The organism is Bacillus cereus group sp. Bc031 (assembly GCF_027716265.1).
GTDB lineage: Bacteria > Bacillota > Bacilli > Bacillales > Bacillaceae_G > Bacillus_A > Bacillus_A paranthracis.
Genome location: NZ_JAQFUL010000005.1, coordinates 24,149 through 44,323 on the forward strand (window position 1 = coordinate 24,149; position 20,175 = coordinate 44,323).

Here is a 20,175-nt window from a genome sequence, read left to right on the forward strand (position 1 = left end):
TTACTTTATAGGAGTTGTATACATGCCTGAATTTTATAAGAAACAGTGGTTTTTATATCCTGTTTACGTATTGGCATTTTTTGTGTTTGTGCTCATTTCGATCCTCTGTTATTTTCATTTACTAATGGGGATAGTCTCCTTCTTTATTTTTTGTATCGTTCTTTTTGTTGTTGTACGATTTGAACTTACTTTCCAAAAGAATTTTGAAAAACATACGACAGATATGATTACAAGGGTAAAGAAAGTGAGTAATGAGGCATTTAACCAGATGCCGATTGGTATTTTGTTATACAATAAGGATTATGGGATTGATTGGGCAAATCCTTATTTATCTTCATGTCTGGGGCAGCATGCATTAGCTGGATGGCACCTTTATGATGTATCAGAAACGTTACTTCTTTTTATTAAGGGAGAAACATCCGATGATATAGTCTCTTTAAATAATCGAAAGTTTCGTGTCTTTGTAAGGAAAGAAGAAAAGTTAATTTATTTCTTTGATGTAACAGAACAAACAGAGATTGAAAAGATGTACGAGGATCAACGTACTGTTTTAGCTGTCATTTATTTAGATAATTATGATGAAGTTACACAAGGATTAGATGATCAATTACGTACGAATATAACAAGTCTTGTGACATCCCGTCTAAATGAATGGGCCGTTAAGTATGGGGCATATTTAAAACGTGCATCTTCGGAAAGATTCTTCGTTGTACTAAATGAAAGTATTTTAGCGCAGATGGAGAAAGGGAAATTTAGTATTTTAGACCAAGTACGTGAAGAAACATCCAAAAGAAATATACCACTTACATTAAGTGTAGGTGTTGGATCAGGTGATTTACCTTTATCCGAGCTTGGGGCGATGGCTCAATCAGGTCTAGACCTTGCGCTTGGGCGTGGTGGAGATCAAGTAGCTATTAAACAAGCGACAGGTAAAGTTAAGTTTTATGGTGGTAAGACAAATCCGGTGGAAAAACGTACTCGTGTACGTGCCAGAGTGATTTCGCATGCATTAAAGGATTTAGTATTAGAAAGTAGCAATGTCATTATAATGGGGCATAGGGCTCCTGATATGGACGCAATTGGTGCTGCGATTGGTATTTTAAAGGTAGCGCAATTAAATGAGCGCAAAGGATATATTGTGCTCGATGAAAATGATTCTGATAAGGGAATTAAGCGTTTAATGGATAAAGTGAAACAAAATGAAGAGTTATGGTCTCACTTTATTACACCAGAACAAGCGATGGAATTTGCAAATGATGATTCATTACTTGTTGTTGTTGATACGCATAAGCCTTCAATGGTGATGGAAGAAAAGCTGTTACGCAAAATTGAAAATGTAGTTGTTATTGACCATCATCGCCGAGGAGAAGATTTTATTGAAGATCCATTGCTTGTTTACATGGAGCCATACGCTTCTTCCACGGCGGAACTTGTTACGGAATTACTTGAATACCAACCGAAAAATTTAAAAATGACAATTTTAGAAGCAACAGCATTATTAGCAGGTATTATTGTTGATACGAAAAGCTTTACATTCCGGACAGGTGCTCGTACGTTTGATGCTGCTTCTTATTTACGCTCACATGGTGCAGATACTGTACTTGTACAAGAGCTTTTAAAAGAAGATATGGATCAGTATTTACGGGTTGCAAAAGCTATTAAAAATGCGTACATTTATAAAAATGGAATTGCGATTGCAAAAGTTGATAGCGATGATTACTACGATCAAGTGCTTATTGCGCAATCAGCGGACACATTATTAACAATGACAGGAATTATTGCATCATTTGTTATTGCAAAACGTGGCGAGAATTTCATTGGAATTAGCGGCAGGTCTTTAGGTGAAGTGAATGTGCAGCTAATTATGGAAAACTTAGGTGGTGGCGGGCATTTAACGAATGCAGCCACACAAATGAAAAATGTTACAGTAGATGAAGCTGAGGAGAAGCTTCGATTTGTTATTGATGACTATTTACAGGGAGGCACACAATCATGAAAGTAATTTTTCTAAAAGACGTAAAAGGTAAAGGGAAAAAAGGAGAAGTAAAAAACGTACCAGATGGTTATGCAAATAACTTCTTACTAAAACAAGGATTAGCTGCTGAAGCGACGAATAGCAGTATGAAAACTTTAGAAGCTCAAAAGCGCAAAGAAGAAAAAGATGCAGCAGCAGAGCTTGAAAATGCAAAACAATTAAAAGAAACGTTAGAGAAATTAACTGTAGAATTAAAGGCTAAATCTGGAGAAGGCGGCCGTCTATTCGGTTCAATCACAAGTAAACAAATCGTAGATGCAATGCAAAAATCTCACAATATTAAACTTGATAAGCGTAAATTTGAAATGGATGATGCAATTCGTGCATTAGGCTATACAAACGTTACTGTGAAATTGCATCCGCAAGTAACAGCAACAGTAAAAGTTCATGTTAGTGAACAATAAAACTAAGTTAAGCAAGGAGGATTGCGTATGAGTGATGTAATGGCTGATCGTACCCCTCCGCATAATATAGAAGCTGAGCAGGCAGTCTTAGGTGCTATATTGATTGATCAGGATGCGTTAACATCAGCATCGGAACTATTAGTACCTGACTCATTTTATCGAACGAAACATCAAAAGATTTTTGAAGTCATGCTTGGTTTATCTGATAAGGGGGAGCCAATTGACTTAGTAATGATGACGTCAGCAATGGCTGATCAAGGATTACTAGAAGAAGTTGGTGGGGTTTCTTACTTAGCAGAATTAGCAGAAGTTGTTCCGACTGCTGCTAACGTAGAGTATTATGCAAGAATCATCGCTGAAAAAGCACTGTTACGTCGTTTAATTCGAACGGCGACTCATATTGTGTCTGATGGATATGAGAGAGAAGATGATGTGGATGGTCTTTTAAATGAGGCTGAGAAAAAAATATTAGAAGTATCTCATCAGACGAATGCGAAAGCATTCCAAAATATTAAAGACGTTCTTGTAGAAGCTTACGATAAAATCGAACTTTTGCATAATCAAAAAGGTGAAGTGACCGGGATACCAACTGGATTTACTGAATTAGATAAGATGACGGCAGGGTTCCAGCGAAATGATTTAATCATCGTGGCGGCACGTCCTTCGGTAGGTAAAACGGCATTTTCATTAAATATCGCACAAAACGTAGCGACGAAAACGGATGAAAATGTAGCGATTTTTAGTCTAGAGATGGGTGCTGATCAGCTTGTTATGCGTATGCTTTGTGCAGAAGGGAATATTGATGCACAAAGACTTCGTACCGGATCGTTAACTTCTGATGATTGGGCGAAATTAACGATGGCAATGGGTAGCCTTTCTAATGCTGGTATTTATATTGATGATACGCCGGGGATTAAAGTAAATGAGATTCGAGCAAAATGTCGTAGATTAAAACAAGAACAGGGTCTTGGTATGATCTTGATTGACTACTTACAGCTTATTCAGGGAAGTGGGAAACCAGGAGAGAACCGTCAGCAGGAAGTATCTGAGATTTCTCGTACACTAAAAGGGATTGCGCGTGAATTACAAGTTCCTGTTATTGCCTTGTCACAGTTATCTCGTGGTGTAGAATCTCGTCAAGATAAACGTCCGATGATGTCTGATATTCGTGAATCGGGAAGTATCGAGCAGGATGCCGATATCGTAGCTTTCCTATATCGTGAAGATTACTATGACCGAGAAACGGAAAATAAAAATACGATTGAAATTATTATTGCAAAGCAGCGTAATGGTCCAGTAGGCTCAGTCGAGCTCGCATTCGTTAAAGAGTTCAATAAGTTCGTTAACTTAGAACGTCGTTTCGAAGATGGACATGCGCCGCCGGCATAACGATAGTATAAAAAAGAAACGCATTTCTTATAATAAGATGTGTTTCTTTTTTTTTATAGAAAAGATAAGGCTTTCATAGTGTGAAAATATAATTCTTACGAACGAAAAAGTTTTTTGATAAAAAAATGTTCGCTTTTTGGTTGACTTCTTTTTCGGTTTTGGTACAATTATATTGTTTGAATAGATCGTTTGAAAATTGCGGAGGTGCTTTAATAATGTCTTCAGTAGTAGTTGTAGGAACACAATGGGGCGACGAAGGAAAAGGTAAAATCACTGATTTTCTTTCTGAGCATGCGGAAGTAGTTGCAAGATATCAAGGTGGAAATAACGCAGGACATACAATTGTTTTTGGCGGAGTTAAATATAAATTACACTTAATTCCATCTGGTATTTTCTATAAAGAGAAAATTTGTGTAATCGGAAACGGCTTAGTAGTAGATCCGAAAGCATTACTTGAAGAGTTAAAATACTTACACGATCGTGGTGTAAGTACTGATAATTTACGCGTAAGTAACCGTGCGCACGTTATTTTGCCTTATCACTTAAAACAAGATGAGTTAGAAGAAGCAAGTAAAGGTGATAACAAAATCGGTACAACGAAAAAAGGTATCGGTCCTGCATACATGGACAAAGCTGCTCGTATCGGTATTCGTATGGCTGATCTTTTAGACCGTGAAGCATTTAAAGAGAAGCTTGAGCGCAATTTAGCACAAAAAAATCGTTTGTTTGAAAAAATGTACGATACAGAAGGTTTCAGTGTAGAAGAAATCTTCGAAGAGTACTTCGAGTACGGACAACAAATCGCGCAATATGTGTGTGATACGTCTGTTGTATTAAATGATGCATTAGATAATAATCACCGTGTATTATTTGAAGGTGCACAAGGTGTTATGCTTGATATCGACCACGGTACGTATCCGTTCGTTACATCTTCTAACCCAATTGCTGGTGGTGTAACAGTTGGAACTGGAGTTGGCCCTGCAAAAGTTACTCGCGTCGTAGGTGTATGTAAAGCATATACAAGCCGCGTAGGTGATGGTCCGTTCCCTACTGAGCTTCATGACGAAATTGGTCATCAAATTCGTGAAGTTGGTCGTGAGTATGGAACGACAACTGGTCGTCCACGCCGCGTAGGTTGGTTTGATAGCGTTGTTGTAAGACATGCGCGTCGTGTTAGTGGTTTAACAGATTTATCATTAAACTCTATCGACGTTCTAACTGGTATTCCAACTCTTAAAATTTGTGTTGCTTACAAATACAATGGCGAAGTTATCGATGAAGTTCCAGCAAACTTAAACATTTTAGCGAAATGTGAGCCTGTATACGAAGAGCTTCCAGGTTGGACAGAAGATATTACTGGTGTAAGATCATTAGACGAACTTCCTGAGAATGCAAGAAAATACGTAGAACGTGTTTCTGAGTTAACAGGAATTCAATTATCTATGTTCTCAGTTGGACCAGATCGTAATCAAACGAATATCGTTCGTAACGTATACGAAGCTTAATTGATATTTTTAAGAAAAAACTCATGTCCGCATGAGTTTTTTCTTGTTTTTTATAAAAAATAAAAAAGGTATTGCAAAAAATAAATAAAACATGTTATGATACATCTTGTCGTCACGAAAATATGACGTTGGTGAGTATGAGCCATTAGCTCAGTTGGTAGAGCATCTGACTTTTAATCAGAGGGTCGAAGGTTCGAGTCCTTCATGGCTCACCATTTTATTTTTCGTGGCCCGTTGGTCAAGTGGTTAAGACACCGCCCTTTCACGGCGGTAACACGGGTTCGAATCCCGTACGGGTCATGTTTTTTTATGTTCATTTTTGGTCCCGTGGTGTAGTGGTTAACATGCCTGCCTGTCACGCAGGAGATCGCCGGTTCGACCCCGGTCGGGACCGCCACTTTTGTTTATACCACCATTAGTGGTTTTATATATAGTTTTGGCTCGGTAGCTCAGTCGGTAGAGCAGAGGACTGAAAATCCTCGTGTCGGCGGTTCGATTCCGTCCCGAGCCACTCTCAGGATATTAAGTGGGCCCACTTAATATCCTTTTTATTTGTGTAATTTTACAAAATTGAGTAGTTATTTTAAAATAGAATAAGGAGCCTCTAGCAGTTGAAGCTAGAGGTTTTTCTATAGATTGTATAGGATTCCGTGTAAAAGTGGATCATACATGAGTCTGTGAGAATAGAGGAGAAAGTACTTAAGCAAAAGATGCGGTCATATAGGGACATACTATGTAGACATCAATGTGTTTAGGGATATTGACCATATTTGTACCCCGCTATTTAATGGGCAGTAAGGCCTCCACTTTAAAATTCAGCGAAAGCAAAGAAGTTAGGTGGAGGGAGGGCTGCCCGTGAAAGCCCAATTGGTGAGGGCTGATTAAAGCTTCACTTTATAAGGAGGAAATAAACGATGATGGGCAAGAAAATTTTAGTAGTTGATGATGAAAAGCCGATTGCAGATATTTTGAAGTTCAACCTAGAAAAAGAGGGTTTTGAAATTGTAATGGCGCATGATGGTGATGAAGCGATTGAAAAAGCGACTGAAGAACAGCCAGATATGGTTTTATTAGATATTATGCTACCAGGTAAGGATGGCTTAGAGGTTTGCCGTGAAATACGTAAAGGCTCAGAAATGCCAATTATTATGCTTACAGCGAAAGACTCTGAAATCGATAAAGTATTAGGTCTGGAGCTTGGGGCAGATGATTATGTAACGAAGCCATTTAGTACGAGAGAATTACTTGCTCGCGTGAAGGCGAATTTACGTCGCCATCAACAAGGTGGTGCTGCAGAAAAAGAAGAAAATACGGAAATGGTTATTGGACCAATTGTTATCAATCCAAATGCGTATAGTGTAACGAAACGTGAGGAAAATATTGAGCTTACACACCGTGAATTTGAGCTATTACATTATTTAGCAAAACATTTAGGTCAAGTTATGACACGTGAACATTTATTGCAAACAGTTTGGGGTTATGACTATTTTGGAGATGTACGTACAGTGGATGTAACAGTACGTCGTCTACGTGAAAAAATTGAAGATAATCCAAGTCATCCTACATTAATTGTCACTAGACGTGGAGTAGGGTATTACTTGCGTGACCCAGAGCAGGAATAGTATATGAAGAAAGTCGGTTTTTTTCAATCTATTCATTTAAAATTTGTACTCATATATATGCTATTAATATTGATAGCTATGCAAGTTATTGGAGTATATTTCGTAAGAGAGTTAGAAAAGAGTCTTGTACAAGGCTTTAGAGATTCTTTAACGCAACAAACGAACTTATTATCGTATAACTTGAAACAAGAGTTTAAAAAAAGTTATACAAAAGCAGAGACAGAGTCAACAGATGAAACGATTAAAACTTCCATTCGAAAATTTGCCTCTGATCGAAAGAAAGATATTCAAGAGGTAAGTGTATTTGATGCGAATAGAAAGCTGCTCGCTATTTCAGATGAGTCAAAGCAAAACAAGGTAAATAGAACATCAACTAATATAGCTGTTCAGCGGGTATTGGTACAAAAAAAATCAGAAGTGAAAATTGAGAAGGATAGTCGTACAGGTCACCGTGTACAAGTTATGATTACTCCTATTATGGATGATAACAACAAAGATGCCCTTGGTGTCATTTACGTTGTTGCATCTATGGAAGATGTTTATAAGCAGATGAAGGATATTAATCAAATCTTTGCGACCGGAACAGTTATTGCATTACTCGTAACAGCTGTACTTGGAATTTTGTTAGCTCAAACGATTACGAGGCCAATTTCTGATATGCGAAGACAAGCGATTGAAATGGCAAAAGGAAACTATTCAAGAAAAGTAAAAGTGCATAGCCATGATGAAATTGGACAATTAGCATTATCTTTCAATAATTTATCAAAAAAATTACAACAAGCTCGTTCTTCAACAGAAAGTGAAAGACGTAAATTGTCATCCGTATTATCACATATGACAGATGGAGTAATTGCTACTGACCGAAAAGGGGACATTATTTTATTAAATGATCCTGCGGAAAAGATGCTAAATGTTTCGCGTGAAACGGCGCTTGATCAATCTGTTTTAGAAGTATTGGGAATACAAGAAGAATTTACGCTCGATCATTTATACGAAGAGCCGGATTCTGTTTTATTAGATTTTAGTACGAGAAATGAGCCATATATTTTACGCGCTAGTTTCTCTGTTATTCAAAAAGAGACAGGGAAAGCAAATGGTTTAATTGCCGTATTATATGATGTGACTGAGCAGGAGCGTATAGAAAGAGAACGCCGCGAGTTTGTAGCAAACGTCTCTCATGAATTAAGAACGCCATTAACGACAATGCGCAGTTACTTAGAGGCACTTACAGACGGTGCGTGGCAAGATCCAAATATTGCACCACAATTTTTAACAGTTACACAAGAAGAAACAGAAAGAATGATTAGACTTGTAAATGCGTTATTGCAACTATCTAAACTCAATAGTACAGAACATCGTTTAATGAAAGAATGGGTCGACTTTACTGACTTCTTTAATAACATTATTGATCGTTTTGAAATGTCTAAAGAGCAAAACGTAAGCTTCAAACGATCCTTCTCTAAAAAATCTCGATTTATTGATATGGATACGGACAAAATTACGCAAGTATTGTATAACATTATTTCGAATGCATTAAAGTATTCGCCAGAAGGTGGAACAGTAACATATCGTTTACGTGATCGCGGAGAATTATTGGAGATTAGTGTAAGTGATCAAGGAATGGGTATTCCGAAAGAAAACGTCGATAAAATCTTTGAACGTTTTTATCGCGTAGATAAAGCACGTTCAAGACAAATGGGCGGTACAGGACTTGGATTAGCAATTGCGAAAGAAATGATTGAGGCACATGGTGGCTCGATTTGGGCAAAGAGTGAGGAAGGAAAAGGGACAACGATTTATTTCACATTGCCTATGGCAGCAGATGAAGAGGACGAATGGGAATGAGTATGGAGAATGTTAAAACGATAGTTTTAATTAATTTAGTTGTAATTAGTCTATTTCTTACTTTTAACTTATGGACGTATGTGCCAGATTCCACATCTATGCAAAACGCAAAATTTGTACAGGGGAATGAGGGAAATACTCAAACGAAAATCGCTGATGTTGTCCGCCCTACTTCTATCATTGTGCATAAAGATAAAAATCATTACGGGAGCAAAAGAGAGGGAGATATAGAATCAATCTATAGAACTTTGGAAGCAGGGGAATTAAATGAGTTCAAAGAGATATCGATTGCTAAGGCTGACTTTCTTTCTTATGTGCATGGTGAAGGGAAAATTGAACTTATTTTCCCTACCAACATCCCATTTGATGCAGTTAAATCTATGTTTAGTATGAAAGAAAAAAGTATAGATAAGCCTAAACACTTTAATCGAATTATTCTTGACCCTTCTAGAAGTAGGGATCAAGAAATTAAAATTAATTTTGTTTCCGATGGTGATAACTATAGAATATATGAAGCAAAATTAAGTGGTGTGTATTTAAAAGATGTTGTAAATGCACAAAATCAATTTATAGTATCAGCGAAACCTTATTTTGACTATCAAATTAATGATATGAAAAAGCTATTTTTACCAGATGGAACGACAGAATTAAGTAATATAACATATATTTCATCTAATTTGGCGGTTGATACATTTAAGAATGCTCTTTTTAGTGACCCACGTTATTTAAGCCCTATTATCGAGGGATCGAAAGAAATATTTACAGATGGTATTAGGTCTATGGAGATTGAAAATGATCAGCATATGCTAAAGTATAAAAATTCTTCTGTTTTAAGTGAGAAAAAGCCAGATAATTTAATGCTTTTACAAAAAAGTTTTGATTTTGTAAATGGTCACAGTGGGAGTTTGGATTCATATCGTTTGGACTATATGAATAAAGGACAGACAGTATTCCGCTTACAGGAAGATGGATATCCCGTATTCAATACTGATGGATTAGCTGAATTGAGACAAGTATGGGGATCAGAAGAAGTAATGGAATATGAAAGACCGTTGCTTTCTTTAAATACGAAAGGTATAGAGCAGAAGGTTACTCTTCCGTCAGGTCATGTTGTAATAGCATCCTTAGAAAATAATGCCGCGGTAGATAAAAGATCTATTAAAGACATTGGGATTGGATACAAATTATCACTAGATGGGCAAGTAGCGCGACTACAGCCAATTTGGTATGTAAAGTTTGTTGAAGATGAAGCTGGCAAACAAAAAATATATGAGTGGAATGAGGGGGGACTAAATGGATTGGGATCGGATTAAAACCATATTTATTGTGACCTTTTTTGTTTTGGACCTCTTTCTCATTTTTCAATTCATTCAAAAGCAAGATAGTAATCAATTGGAGCTTATTGCAGAAACGAAGATAGATCAAGAATTAAAAGCAAACAAAATTACTATGGGTAATTTCCCTAAAGAACCGAAAAAAGAGTCATTTATTAGGGCTGAAAACAAGGCATTTAAAGAAGAAGACATACAGTCTTTAAAAAATCAAACGGCGCATATACAAAATATGTACAAGATAGAAAGTAAGCTAAAAGAGCCCTTTTTAAATACAAAATCTTTATCCAAAGATAAGTATAATGATTTTTTGAAGAACTATGTATTAGATGGACAAAAGTATGAGTTTGGAGCGATGAAAGACTCTAAAATTTACTTTTTCCAAAAATATAAAGATAAGCCTATTTTCTATAACGATCAGGCAATGATTGTTGTGGAATTAAATGAAAAAAATGAACTTGTGTCGTACACGCAGACGATGTTAACAGATTTAAAAGAAATGGGCGAAAGTGAAAAAACGAAACAGCAAGAAATTATTACTGCCCAAACGGCTTTAGAAAATCTGTATTTAAAAAATAAAATTCATGGGAATACACATGTAAAAGAAGCGCAAATTGGTTATGCCAACCTTACCGCATCTACTTCTAATAACCAAGTACTTGCTCCAACGTGGAACTTAAAGACGGAGCAGAAGCAGGACTTCTTTGTAAATGCAATTGAAGGACAAGTTATGGAATTAGGGGAAAAGGAAAATCAAGTGGTTGATGAACATACTGGAGTGAGAAAGAATGGGTTTGCATTTTAGCGTACTTGCAAGTGGAAGTACAGGGAATATGCTATATGTAGGAACAGATGAAAAGAAGTTACTTGTCGATGCAGGTTTAAGTGGTAAAGCAACAGAGGCTTTATTTAAACAGGCAGAATTAAATATAAATGATGTATCGGGTATTCTTGTAACACATGAACATAGTGACCATATTAAAGGCTTAGGTGTATTGGCACGTAAATATGATTTACCTGTTTATGCAAATGAGAAAACATGGAATGCAATGGAACACTTAATAGGGAATATCCCAACTGAGCAAAAGTTTATTTTCTCAGTTGGGGATGTAAAAACATTCGGTGATATTGAGGTCGAGTCATTTGGAGTTTCACATGATGCGGCAGAGCCAATGTTCTATGCTTTTCATAACAATAATAGAAAGTTGGCTCTTATTACAGATACAGGATACGTGAGTGACCGTATGAAAGGTGTTATTAAGGGGGCTAATGCTTTCGTGTTTGAAAGCAATCATGACGTGGAAATGCTTCGTATGGGACGCTATCCATGGAGTATTAAGCGACGTATTTTAAGCGATGTGGGGCACGTTTGTAATGAAGATGCTGCATTAGCGATGGCGGATGTAATTACAGATGAGACAAAGCATATTTATTTAGCCCATTTAAGCTTAGATAATAACATGAAAGAACTAGCACGTATGTCAGTATCACAAGTATTAGAGGAAAAGGGATTTGGAGTGGGAGAAGCCTTTGAAATTCACGATACAGATCCAAAAATGCCGACAAAAATTCAATACGTATAATTCTTCATTTTAGTAAACAATAAAGGTGAATATAGTTGTTTTCAGGAAGATAGGTGAACAAATATGTCCTTTATTGATGAAGAAAATTATCGTATGAAACGTGCAAGAAAAAAGAAGCATAAAGGTATTGTTATTTCTAGTATAGCTGGAACAATTGTAGGAGCTTCGTTATTTGCATTTGGAGCTCCTTTGTTTTCAAATGATGCAGGCGCGTTTCCACAAGCAGAAGCAAGTGGAAGTAATATGGCCCAAGCGCAAGGAATTAAACAGATTAGCTTTGTCGATGCTGTTGATCGTGCATCTGAAGCTGTTGTTGGCGTTATTAATATTCAGCGAGATAATTTTTCAGAGGTAGATTCAGAAGCTGGTACAGGATCGGGTGTAATTTATAAAAAGACAGATGGCCAAGCTTACATTGTAACGAATAATCATGTTGTTGCTGGGGCAAATCGTATTGAAGTAAGTTTAAGTGACGGTAAGAAAGTTCCAGGAAAAGTATTAGGAACTGATGTAGTCACAGATTTGGCTGTACTAGAAATAGATGCAAAGTATGTGAAAAAAGTAATTGAGATTGGCGATTCTAATACTGTTCGTAGAGGAGAACCAGTCATTGCGATTGGAAACCCGCTCGGGCTACAATTTTCTGGAACTGTCACACAAGGTATTATCTCGGCTAATGAGCGTATTGTCCCTGTAGATTTAGATCAAGATGGACATTATGATTGGCAAGTAGAAGTATTGCAAACAGACGCAGCAATTAATCCGGGTAATAGTGGTGGTGCGCTTGTAAACGCAGCAGGTCAATTAATTGGTATTAACTCAATGAAAATTGCGGCAAAAGAAGTAGAAGGAATTGGGCTAGCTATTCCTGTTACTAGAGCTGTTCCAATTATGAATGAATTAGAGAAGTACGGAAAAGTAAGAAGACCGTATGTTGGAATTGAACTGAGATCATTAAATGAAATTCCAAACTACCATTGGTCAAAAACATTGCATTTACCAGGCAATGTAACAGAGGGAGTTTGCATTTTAGATGTGAAAAGCCCTTCGCCAGGTACAGATGCTGGTTTGCGAGAATACGATGTGATTGTAGCAGTAGATGGGAAACCAGTTCGCGATATTATCGGATTCCGTACGGCCTTATATGATAAAAAAATTAATGATAAAATGACTCTTACGTTTTATCGTGGTACAAAACGAGCAACAACAACGGTTAAACTAGGCATTCAAAAGTATTAAAAACAGGAGGGCCTACCTCCTGTTTTCTATTGTAGAAAAGTGAGGTGAAGAATATGAACTTACCTTGTTGTTTAGAACATGTTGAATTAGCTTTAGATATTATTGTGGATGAGTGCGAAGTCGCGCCAGTTATTAACAATGTGGATAACTCAGAAAAAGAGAAAAAAACATGTGAATTTTGTCAAAATGAGGCGACATATGTTGTATCGAACGCAGATTCTCCCACAATATGTGGGTAACAATTGTGGATATGTGGATAAGTTATGTGGATAACATGTTTGTAAGGTGGGGAATACGTGTGAATATCTCGATTATTTCAATTGGGAAATTAAAAGAAAAATATTTAAAACAAGGTATAGCAGAATACTTAAAACGATTATCTGCATACGCAAAAGTAGAAGTAATTGAATTGCCAGATGAAAAGGCACCAGAAAATTTAAGTGAAGCAGAAATGTTAATTGTAAAAGAAAAAGAAGGTATACGTATACTAGATAAAATTTCTGATGATACGCATGTCATTGCGTTAGCGATAGAAGGAAAGCAAAAATCATCAGAAGAATTTGCAGTAAGCTTAGATCGTCTTGCTACATATGGGAAGAGTAAAGTTGCCTTTGTAATTGGCGGATCACTTGGACTAAGTTCAGAAGTAATGAAGCGTTCAAATGAATCTCTTTCTTTTTCAAAGATGACGTTACCACACCAATTAATGCGATTAGTATTGCTTGAGCAAGTGTATAGGGCGTTTCGGATTAATCGAGGGGAACCGTATCACAAGTGATAGTAAAGCGGAAAATTGAACTTGTGTTTTGGGAGAGTACTCTTGAAATGAATCATGGACATTTGTAAATATAATTTTTAAAAAGGGAACAATTTTATTATAGATTGTTCTTTTTTTTAGGTGTATATTTTTATTATATTATTCAATTTTTATAAGAGGTTTTATGGGGGAGCGGGGAGAAAAATGAGTAATAATACTATTCAACTTTTCGAAAAATTGGCGGAGGATACATGGGAAAGAATTAAATATGGAGAAAATTTAAATTGTAGGCAGTCTGAAGAAACTATAACAGATATTAATTTATTGGATATAATGCGTGCCGAATTAAAAAATGTAGTTGTATCAAAAGCCAATAAAGGTAATGAAAAATTTACAGGTTTAGATTGGGAATGGTGGATAGGTTCCAATTCAAAAGGGTGGTGGAGATATGCTATTCAAGCAAAAAAGATATCACCAGAGGGGAAGTATGCCAAGCTAAGGCATAAAGTAAAAGATGAATATCAAATTAATATATTAGAGAGATATTCAAAAGCCAATAATTGTATTCCTCTGTATTGTTTTTATAATCACATTGAAGAAGAGAACTTAGATAAGTATTGGCATTGTGTAGATGAATATGAGAAAAAACAACTGGGGTGTACGGTTGTCCCTTTAGATATTGTAAGGGAAGCTTTTCAAAAAGGAGCAAATAAGAGTTTTTTTGCTTTGCATAAGGATAGAAGATGTCTCCCTTGGAGATGTTTAGTTAAATGTCCTAGATTTAACGAATTGTATCGTAATGGTGAACCAAACTTTTTAGCGAGTGCTGGATATAAAAGTGTAAAACCATATGAGATAAACTTAAGTGACATAAAAAGCAATTATGTAATTAATCCTGAATTTTATAATAAGGAAATAGATATACTTCCTAAACGGATACTTATCATTGAAATAAAAGATTGATAAAAATTATTTGAAGGAAAAGCGATATTGAGATTAAAATAATAGAAATAATCTTAACATAGGATTAGTATAGATAATATTAGGAACAATAGTTTAAGACGACATTGATAATCAGCATATTGCTATAAAAATGAATGATTGTAAAGATATTCCGTATTGGAAGATGACATTTAGGTACATAATGTGTAGAATAGGATTAGAATTATTATTGATTTTGATAGGGAGGGATGGCTATGCTACAATATAAGATTTTTCATATCTTTGATAAGCAACAAACAGTAAATTGTTTGATACAGAAGTTTGGTAAAGAAATTCTTATTTTCAATGACAACCTGGTGGCCATTCCCTATGATTATGGAAAAAGAGGTTATAAATATGTTTTGGAAGGTGTAAGGGAGTTACCAGTTAAGCAATCAATAATAACACCCATAAACTTCCTTAAAATGTTAGAATTTGCTATAATCAATAGTTGTCATATCAATAATATAACATTTATAGATTCAATTCCTGGAGAAGAGCAAGAATTTATAAAAGATTATACCCAAAGGTTGAATAGACCTATAGATAGTAAAGAAAAATATCACACTTTAGATAAATTATTTAAGGAACTTGAATGGCTTGCTTTTGATGAGAGTATAGACATAAAGTCTGTTAGTATAAGCTGTCAAGGAAGTGATTCACCAATAAAATATGATTTAGAACTTTATAATAATGGGGTATTATTGGCTGATGATATTTCTATACTCGATCAAGTGCAAAAGCTGATAACTTATATTAATTAGTGATGGTGTATAATATATGGATGTTATATTTAAAATTAGAAAAGGTTTTGTAAAGTGGGTTACTCTTGGTAGTCCACTTTTAGCTATAGTAATGATTTATATTTTTGGATTTCAGCCTTTAAACTATTTTAAAGGGGTATTAAACCCTGAGTTTTTCGATAATATAAAACAAAGCAAGACTGAGTTTGTGGTTAATCAAGCATTTATCACATTTTTGATAAATGCATTTATGGAATTTTTTAGACATCTGGGTAACTTTGGTGTGAAAATTGTAAATAATGATAGAAAAGATACCACTTATTTACCTTTAGGAACGGCACAAAAACAGAAAAAACTCTTTATGGAAGTTAAAGTGAATTATAGGAATGAAGTGTTCAAATTCTTTTTTGAAAAATTAGGTGGATTAAATCTTTATATCTGGATACCTCACTGGGTGTCTATGGCAATAAGCAATCAAGAGAATTTTGAAAAAGAAACTATTGATACTACTAATATCAAATATATATCCGTATCTTTAGAAAAGGCAATTGGACATAAGGAAATTGAAGGAGATATACATTTAAACGCTCTAATTTTATCAAATGCAACTTCTTTAATAGAAGGGAATATAACTTCACAAATTAGACCTGCTACTACTAAGTTAATACCTAAAGTATGTTGTTATTTCTTGATATTATTCTTTTTCGAATTAGGATCAAATAAACATAAATTAATTTCTTCAAGGGGATAAGAGAGAGGGGAATACACCTAATGAAAACTTTTTCTATGTTTGAATTTCCAGGGGTGCAAAATATAGAAGCTGCTCAAGGACTTATTGGAAATAATCGCTATATGGAGAATAATATTAATTGGAATGATAGGCCACTTAGTTCGTCTATCACTGAAATACCCAATTTTAATTTAGCTAATCCTGAAGTAATTGAATTTAGTGGTAGGGAAGTAAAATATCTCTTTTTTAACTGTTCGACAGAACGAGCTAGAAAAGAAGAGTATTGGTATGGATTTGAAGGATTACTCAAACCTAGGGAAGAGAGGGTTAATTCATATCAAGCTGAGGTGTTATTATTTGAATATAATAATGAAGTGAAGTGTATTGTATTTAAGGGCGTTACTCTAGCAAAAACCATTCTAACAGATTGCTTGCCAATAGATAGATGGGGAGAAAGAGACGTAGCCCAATTACCTGTAACAGAAGATTTATTATATTGGATTTTTAAAAGGTATATTGATTTAAGACAAAGTCCGCTTTCACCCCAACATAATATGTATGTTACAGCTTTAAAAAGTTATGCAGGAAAAACAAGAGATAATGTTAATGCTATGAGGGGAATGGGAAATCGTATTTCTACTATTCTAGGGACTCTTGCATTTTTATTTAATAATGAGAATTTAAAGGCTGTTCGACCACAACTTCAATATGACGGAGAAGTAATGTTAATTGAGGTTAGTTTGACAGGTACATGCAGAATTTGGGAGGAAGAATACCAGGGTAGATGGTTAATGCATGGGGGTAATAGGCTAACTAACATTTTAGCAATGTATTGCTTTGTGGTAATAATACCTAACTTGATTGATAGTTATCGGGAAAATATTGCTCGAGGGGTATGGTCACCGCAGTTAAAGGTGGAATTCTTACAGAGTTTGGGGAACGAAATAAAGGACCAAGTAGATGCAGAGTTAAATAGATTGCAAATTGAAATTATAGAGGATAATGATGAATTACAGGAAGAAGAATATTTAGATATATTTGATGTTAGCGAAGAAGATGACATGGAAGAATAAATTTAAGTATTAAAATTAGGAAAGCACCCATTTAACTGTGGGTGCTTTTTATTAATTATTTTTATCAAAGTCAATAATCTCTCTAATATCCTCAATATTAAAAGTTTCCGCAATCTTCTCTATATGTTTAAAGTTAATATTTTGCCTTTTTTGATTAGCTAATTCACTTAAAGCTGCGTGTCGAATATCTGTTAATCTTGATAATTCTCTTAAGGATATTCCTTTTTTCTTAGTTAGTTCATGTATTTTTACTATAACTTTTTTGCTCATCTTTATCCCTACCCAACTTTTATCAGTTGACTTTATGGAGAAAGATACCATATAATTTTCCTTAAAGTGGTACGCTTTTACGTACCATTCTATTCCTTTTATTTAATAAGTATATATAGGTCTCTCGTTACTACCAAAAGAGAAATATTATACTTTTATAACTAAAGAGACGAAGTCTCCCTCTACGTAGTAGAAGAAGGTAAGGAAGTATAAAAATTGAAGAGAGAAAATTCAATTTATTCAAAGTGATTTAATTTAAGGAAGGGAAGATGAGAAATTTGAAAGAGGACGTAGTAGTACATAAAGAAGTAAAGAGACCTATTTGGAAAAAGAAAAGATTTTGGATTTTAGGTATTATTTTAAGTCTTTTTATTATTTCTAATTTAGGTGGTTCAGTTGATACGCCAAGCGGAATAGAAGAAGATTTTTATAAAAGTTCCCTTTATAGTTTTCACGAACTAAATGTAGCAATTGAGGATAATGAATTTCCTGATAAAAAAGTGACTAAGTGGGTAGCTGATCATATGCGTGCAATGGAAAATTACCCGAATGATTATAGCGAAAAGGAAAGGGTGATATTAATTCATTTTAGGGGGCTAATTACAAGCGTAGGATTGTTAAAACAATCGGGGGATAGAAATATATTAGAGGAGAAAATTAATGAAGCTCGTTCAAATCTAGCCAATATTTTAGAGGTTGAAGAGGATTATTAACTTTAAAATATATTATTATATAACTCAAAGAAGGAACCGTCCATAAAAATGGCGGTTTTTTCACATTTTAGACACATTTTTTAAAAAAGTTTAGAAAAAACATGTGAAACCGGGAGAATGTTTTGCATCTGTTCTGTTTCTTTAGACGAGAAATAAAAAGGAGGAACAGGATATGCCTGGTTATAATTACAAATTTGTAGATTTGGGGAGGTTTTTAAAGGTAGTTGAATATGAAAGGGAAGTTAAAACAGGGATAAATAAACGTTATAATAGGCCATTAAAGAAACGAAATAAATTAAATTTCGTGAGTGAAGGAATGAAAAAAGAAACAAAAATAAGGGGATTAAAAAATAAGGAAATTGATGATTTTCACTACCTTTTATACCTTAATTTTAAGAATTATAGAGATCAATTAATTACTTTAACTTATAAGGAAAATACAGCTGTAGAGAAAGCATGTAAAGATTTTGAGAGATGGATAAAACGTATGCGCTCCAAATTTGGAGATTTTAAATATTTAGCTGTCCGTTCTTTTCAAAAGCGTGGAACAATTCATTATCATGTATTGGTTAATATTCCAAGGATTCCACTTGAAATGTTACGCAATAAGGAATTTGAAAATATATGGGGACATGGAGGAGTAAATATAACGAAGATATACGATGTAAATGTTGTTTATTCTCAATCCAAACTATCTCAATATTTAGTAGATAATATGCAGAAGTTTAAGAAAGATGAAAGAGGATATGGAAAACAAGCTTACACATTTAGTAAAAATTTAAAAAAACCTCAGGTTAGAACTGGTAACTATGATGAATTTATGAAATGCCTTGAATTGATAAATTTGGAAGCTATAGATGAGAAAGGGTATAAAAATGAGTATCGGGGCGATGTAAAGGTAACTATTTATAAGAAAAAAGGTTCTTAAGAAAATAGTTTTAAAACAGATTAATTTTAAATAATTGTTTGATTCCCACTAGCTACAAGATATTTAAAGGTATCTTTTGAACAGGGTACGCCTTTAAAAGTAAGAGATAAAAATTAATTTTAAATAAAGGGTTGGAATTGGAGTGCAAAATTAATATGATTTAAAATGTTAATATTTTACATTTTTATTCGGAACGTTACGTTAATTTTAAATATCGTTACGCTAGGGGGATTTTTTGTGAACGTGATTGGCTATGTTAGGGTATCAACTCAAGGACAAGCTAAGGAAGGTTATAGTGCTTTATATCAACAAGATGAGATTAGAAAACTCTGTAAGGATAACAATTGGAGGTTGATTGATATATACAGTGACCTTGGTATTAGTGGAGCGAAAGTAGATGAAGAAGCACTTGAAGTAGAACGAGAGGGATTTCAAAATATGCTATCCAGACTTCGGATGAAAGATATAGATTATGTAGTTGTTTTAAATACAAACCGTTTATGGCGCTCGGATATTGTAAAAGTGTTGATACATCGAGAATTTAATAAGTATCAAGTTGATGTGAAAAGTATTGAACAGCCGAACTACAGTATTTATAAGAAAGATCCAAATGACTTTTTAATTAATGGATTGATGGAGTTATTGGATCAATATCAACGTTTAGAAATCGCTCTTAAGTTAGGACGTGGACGTAATAAAAAAGCCCAGGAAGGTGGATATGCAGGCGGAAGAGTGGCTTATGGTTATAAAGCTAGAAAAGGTCAAAAGCATATTGAGGTCAATGTTAAAGAAGCAGAAGCTGTAAAGCGTGTATTTACCTTAAGGGCACTCTATCCTAAGTGGTCACTATCGAATTTAGCTGAGCAATTGAATATCGAAGGGTTTACTACTGCAAAAGGGAAAAAATTTACGAAAGTACAAGTTAAAAGGATTCTGGATAGAAAATCTTTTTATCAAGGAATGTATAGCTATGGAAATATACATGTAGAGGGTAAGCATAAGCCTATTATTTAGAAATTAAAAGGGT

The 20,175-nt window shown here is 34.8% G+C and carries 20 protein-coding genes and 4 tRNA genes; 23 read left to right on the top strand and 1 reads right to left on the bottom strand.

The window, feature by feature from the left end; genetic code table 11:
• Positions 1-22 precede the first annotated feature (22 nt).
• The 20 genes from PDQ33_RS03320 (at position 23) to PDQ33_RS03415 (ending at position 17,237) form a co-directional block, all read left to right on the top strand.
• The gene (locus tag PDQ33_RS03320; RefSeq protein ID WP_270754782.1) at positions 23-1,996 is read left to right on the top strand and encodes a DHH family phosphoesterase; all 1,974 of its coding nucleotides are present in this window, start codon (positions 23-25) and stop codon (positions 1,994-1,996) included.
• Positions 1,993-2,439, top strand: a complete 447-nt coding sequence (rplI, locus tag PDQ33_RS03325) for a 50S ribosomal protein L9 (protein ID WP_000864231.1) — start codon at positions 1,993-1,995, stop codon at positions 2,437-2,439. Before PDQ33_RS03320 ends, rplI begins: the two co-directional genes overlap by 4 nt.
• 27 nt (positions 2,440-2,466) lie before the next feature.
• Entirely contained in the window at positions 2,467-3,828 is a 1,362-nt protein-coding gene (dnaB, locus tag PDQ33_RS03330; RefSeq protein WP_270392450.1) for a replicative DNA helicase, read from the top strand.
• A gap of 215 nt (positions 3,829-4,043) precedes the next feature.
• Entirely contained in the window at positions 4,044-5,333 is a 1,290-nt protein-coding gene (locus PDQ33_RS03335; protein WP_000100224.1) for an adenylosuccinate synthase, read from the top strand.
• Between the two features lie 139 nt (positions 5,334-5,472).
• A tRNA-Lys gene (locus PDQ33_RS03340) sits at positions 5,473-5,548 on the top strand.
• A gap of 13 nt (positions 5,549-5,561) precedes the next feature.
• Positions 5,562-5,633 (top strand) — tRNA-Glu (locus PDQ33_RS03345).
• 21 nt (positions 5,634-5,654) lie between these two features.
• Positions 5,655-5,730, top strand: a tRNA-Asp gene (locus PDQ33_RS03350).
• A 41-nt stretch (positions 5,731-5,771) separates the two neighbouring features.
• Positions 5,772-5,844 (top strand) — tRNA-Phe (locus PDQ33_RS03355).
• Between the two features lie 403 nt (positions 5,845-6,247).
• Positions 6,248-6,955, top strand: a complete 708-nt coding sequence (gene walR / locus PDQ33_RS03360; RefSeq protein WP_270754778.1) for a cell wall metabolism DNA-binding response regulator WalR — start codon at positions 6,248-6,250, stop codon at positions 6,953-6,955.
• A 3-nt stretch (positions 6,956-6,958) separates the two neighbouring features.
• Complete coding sequence (walK, locus tag PDQ33_RS03365) at positions 6,959-8,800, top strand: cell wall metabolism sensor histidine kinase WalK (protein WP_270754775.1); 1,842 nt, start codon at positions 6,959-6,961, stop codon at positions 8,798-8,800.
• Positions 8,797-10,113, top strand: coding sequence for a YycH family regulatory protein (locus PDQ33_RS03370; RefSeq protein WP_270392460.1), 1,317 nt, complete (start codon positions 8,797-8,799; stop codon positions 10,111-10,113). The genes walK and PDQ33_RS03370 overlap by 4 nt, the downstream gene beginning before the upstream one ends.
• Positions 10,094-10,936 (top strand): two-component system regulatory protein YycI, encoded by an 843-nt coding sequence (locus PDQ33_RS03375; RefSeq protein ID WP_000383723.1) that lies wholly within the window; start codon positions 10,094-10,096, stop codon positions 10,934-10,936. The genes PDQ33_RS03370 and PDQ33_RS03375 overlap by 20 nt, the downstream gene beginning before the upstream one ends.
• Positions 10,920-11,714, top strand: a complete 795-nt coding sequence (locus PDQ33_RS03380; RefSeq protein ID WP_000522836.1) for an MBL fold metallo-hydrolase — start codon at positions 10,920-10,922, stop codon at positions 11,712-11,714. Before PDQ33_RS03375 ends, PDQ33_RS03380 begins: the two co-directional genes overlap by 17 nt.
• A 63-nt stretch (positions 11,715-11,777) precedes the next feature.
• Entirely contained in the window at positions 11,778-12,953 is a 1,176-nt protein-coding gene (locus PDQ33_RS03385; protein WP_270754771.1) for a S1C family serine protease, read from the top strand.
• A gap of 53 nt (positions 12,954-13,006) precedes the next feature.
• Entirely contained in the window at positions 13,007-13,192 is a 186-nt protein-coding gene (locus PDQ33_RS03390) for a CxxH/CxxC protein (protein WP_270754769.1), read from the top strand.
• A 59-nt stretch (positions 13,193-13,251) separates the two neighbouring features.
• Positions 13,252-13,731 (top strand): 23S rRNA (pseudouridine(1915)-N(3))-methyltransferase RlmH, encoded by a 480-nt coding sequence (gene rlmH, locus PDQ33_RS03395; RefSeq protein WP_001027003.1) that lies wholly within the window; start codon positions 13,252-13,254, stop codon positions 13,729-13,731.
• 183 nt (positions 13,732-13,914) lie between these two features.
• Positions 13,915-14,673: a DUF6615 family protein gene (locus PDQ33_RS03400; RefSeq protein WP_061130042.1), complete on the top strand. Its 759-nt coding sequence runs from the start codon at positions 13,915-13,917 to the stop codon at positions 14,671-14,673.
• Positions 14,674-14,906: 233 nt separating this feature from the next.
• Complete coding sequence (locus PDQ33_RS03405) at positions 14,907-15,455, top strand: hypothetical protein (protein WP_061130041.1); 549 nt, start codon at positions 14,907-14,909, stop codon at positions 15,453-15,455.
• Between the two features lie 16 nt (positions 15,456-15,471).
• Entirely contained in the window at positions 15,472-16,185 is a 714-nt protein-coding gene (locus PDQ33_RS03410) for a hypothetical protein (RefSeq protein ID WP_061129736.1), read from the top strand.
• A 20-nt stretch (positions 16,186-16,205) separates the two neighbouring features.
• A complete protein-coding gene (locus PDQ33_RS03415; protein ID WP_061130040.1) occupies positions 16,206-17,237 on the top strand; it encodes a hypothetical protein in 1,032 nt (343 codons plus the stop codon).
• 51 nt (positions 17,238-17,288) lie between these two features.
• Here the strand turns inward: PDQ33_RS03415 and PDQ33_RS03420 are convergent, their stop codons facing one another.
• The gene (locus PDQ33_RS03420) at positions 17,289-17,507 is read right to left on the bottom strand and encodes a helix-turn-helix domain-containing protein (RefSeq protein ID WP_061129742.1); all 219 of its coding nucleotides are present in this window, start codon (positions 17,505-17,507) and stop codon (positions 17,289-17,291) included.
• A gap of 269 nt (positions 17,508-17,776) precedes the next feature.
• Between PDQ33_RS03420 and PDQ33_RS03425 the strand changes: the two genes are divergently transcribed.
• From PDQ33_RS03425 to PDQ33_RS03435, 3 genes are all read left to right on the top strand, one after another.
• Positions 17,777-18,220 (top strand): hypothetical protein, encoded by a 444-nt coding sequence (locus PDQ33_RS03425; RefSeq protein ID WP_061129738.1) that lies wholly within the window; start codon positions 17,777-17,779, stop codon positions 18,218-18,220.
• A gap of 172 nt (positions 18,221-18,392) precedes the next feature.
• Positions 18,393-19,148, top strand: coding sequence for a rolling circle replication-associated protein (locus PDQ33_RS03430; protein WP_061129739.1), 756 nt, complete (start codon positions 18,393-18,395; stop codon positions 19,146-19,148).
• Between the two features lie 237 nt (positions 19,149-19,385).
• Positions 19,386-20,162: a recombinase family protein gene (locus PDQ33_RS03435; protein ID WP_012096422.1), complete on the top strand. Its 777-nt coding sequence runs from the start codon at positions 19,386-19,388 to the stop codon at positions 20,160-20,162.
• The last annotated feature ends 13 nt before the right edge of the window (positions 20,163-20,175 follow it).

Coding starts and splice junctions, on each gene's coding strand:
- dnaB (WP_270392450.1), top strand. CDS start 2,467: ATGAGTGATGTAATGGCTGATCGTACCCCTCCGCATAATATAGAAGCT.
- PDQ33_RS03430 (WP_061129739.1), top strand. CDS start 18,393: ATGCCTGGTTATAATTACAAATTTGTAGATTTGGGGAGGTTTTTAAAG.
- PDQ33_RS03380 (WP_000522836.1), top strand. CDS start 10,920: ATGGGTTTGCATTTTAGCGTACTTGCAAGTGGAAGTACAGGGAATATG.
- PDQ33_RS03370 (WP_270392460.1), top strand. CDS start 8,797: ATGAGTATGGAGAATGTTAAAACGATAGTTTTAATTAATTTAGTTGTA.
- PDQ33_RS03385 (WP_270754771.1), top strand. CDS start 11,778: ATGTCCTTTATTGATGAAGAAAATTATCGTATGAAACGTGCAAGAAAA.
- PDQ33_RS03415 (WP_061130040.1), top strand. CDS start 16,206: ATGAAAACTTTTTCTATGTTTGAATTTCCAGGGGTGCAAAATATAGAA.
- PDQ33_RS03400 (WP_061130042.1), top strand. CDS start 13,915: ATGAGTAATAATACTATTCAACTTTTCGAAAAATTGGCGGAGGATACA.
- PDQ33_RS03420 (WP_061129742.1), bottom strand. CDS start 17,507: ATGAGCAAAAAAGTTATAGTAAAAATACATGAACTAACTAAGAAAAAA.
- PDQ33_RS03320 (WP_270754782.1), top strand. CDS start 23: ATGCCTGAATTTTATAAGAAACAGTGGTTTTTATATCCTGTTTACGTA.
- PDQ33_RS03410 (WP_061129736.1), top strand. CDS start 15,472: ATGGATGTTATATTTAAAATTAGAAAAGGTTTTGTAAAGTGGGTTACT.
- PDQ33_RS03335 (WP_000100224.1), top strand. CDS start 4,044: ATGTCTTCAGTAGTAGTTGTAGGAACACAATGGGGCGACGAAGGAAAA.
- PDQ33_RS03405 (WP_061130041.1), top strand. CDS start 14,907: ATGCTACAATATAAGATTTTTCATATCTTTGATAAGCAACAAACAGTA.
- PDQ33_RS03425 (WP_061129738.1), top strand. CDS start 17,777: ATGAGAAATTTGAAAGAGGACGTAGTAGTACATAAAGAAGTAAAGAGA.
- walR (WP_270754778.1), top strand. CDS start 6,248: ATGATGGGCAAGAAAATTTTAGTAGTTGATGATGAAAAGCCGATTGCA.
- PDQ33_RS03390 (WP_270754769.1), top strand. CDS start 13,007: ATGAACTTACCTTGTTGTTTAGAACATGTTGAATTAGCTTTAGATATT.
- walK (WP_270754775.1), top strand. CDS start 6,959: ATGAAGAAAGTCGGTTTTTTTCAATCTATTCATTTAAAATTTGTACTC.
- PDQ33_RS03375 (WP_000383723.1), top strand. CDS start 10,094: ATGGATTGGGATCGGATTAAAACCATATTTATTGTGACCTTTTTTGTT.
- rplI (WP_000864231.1), top strand. CDS start 1,993: ATGAAAGTAATTTTTCTAAAAGACGTAAAAGGTAAAGGGAAAAAAGGA.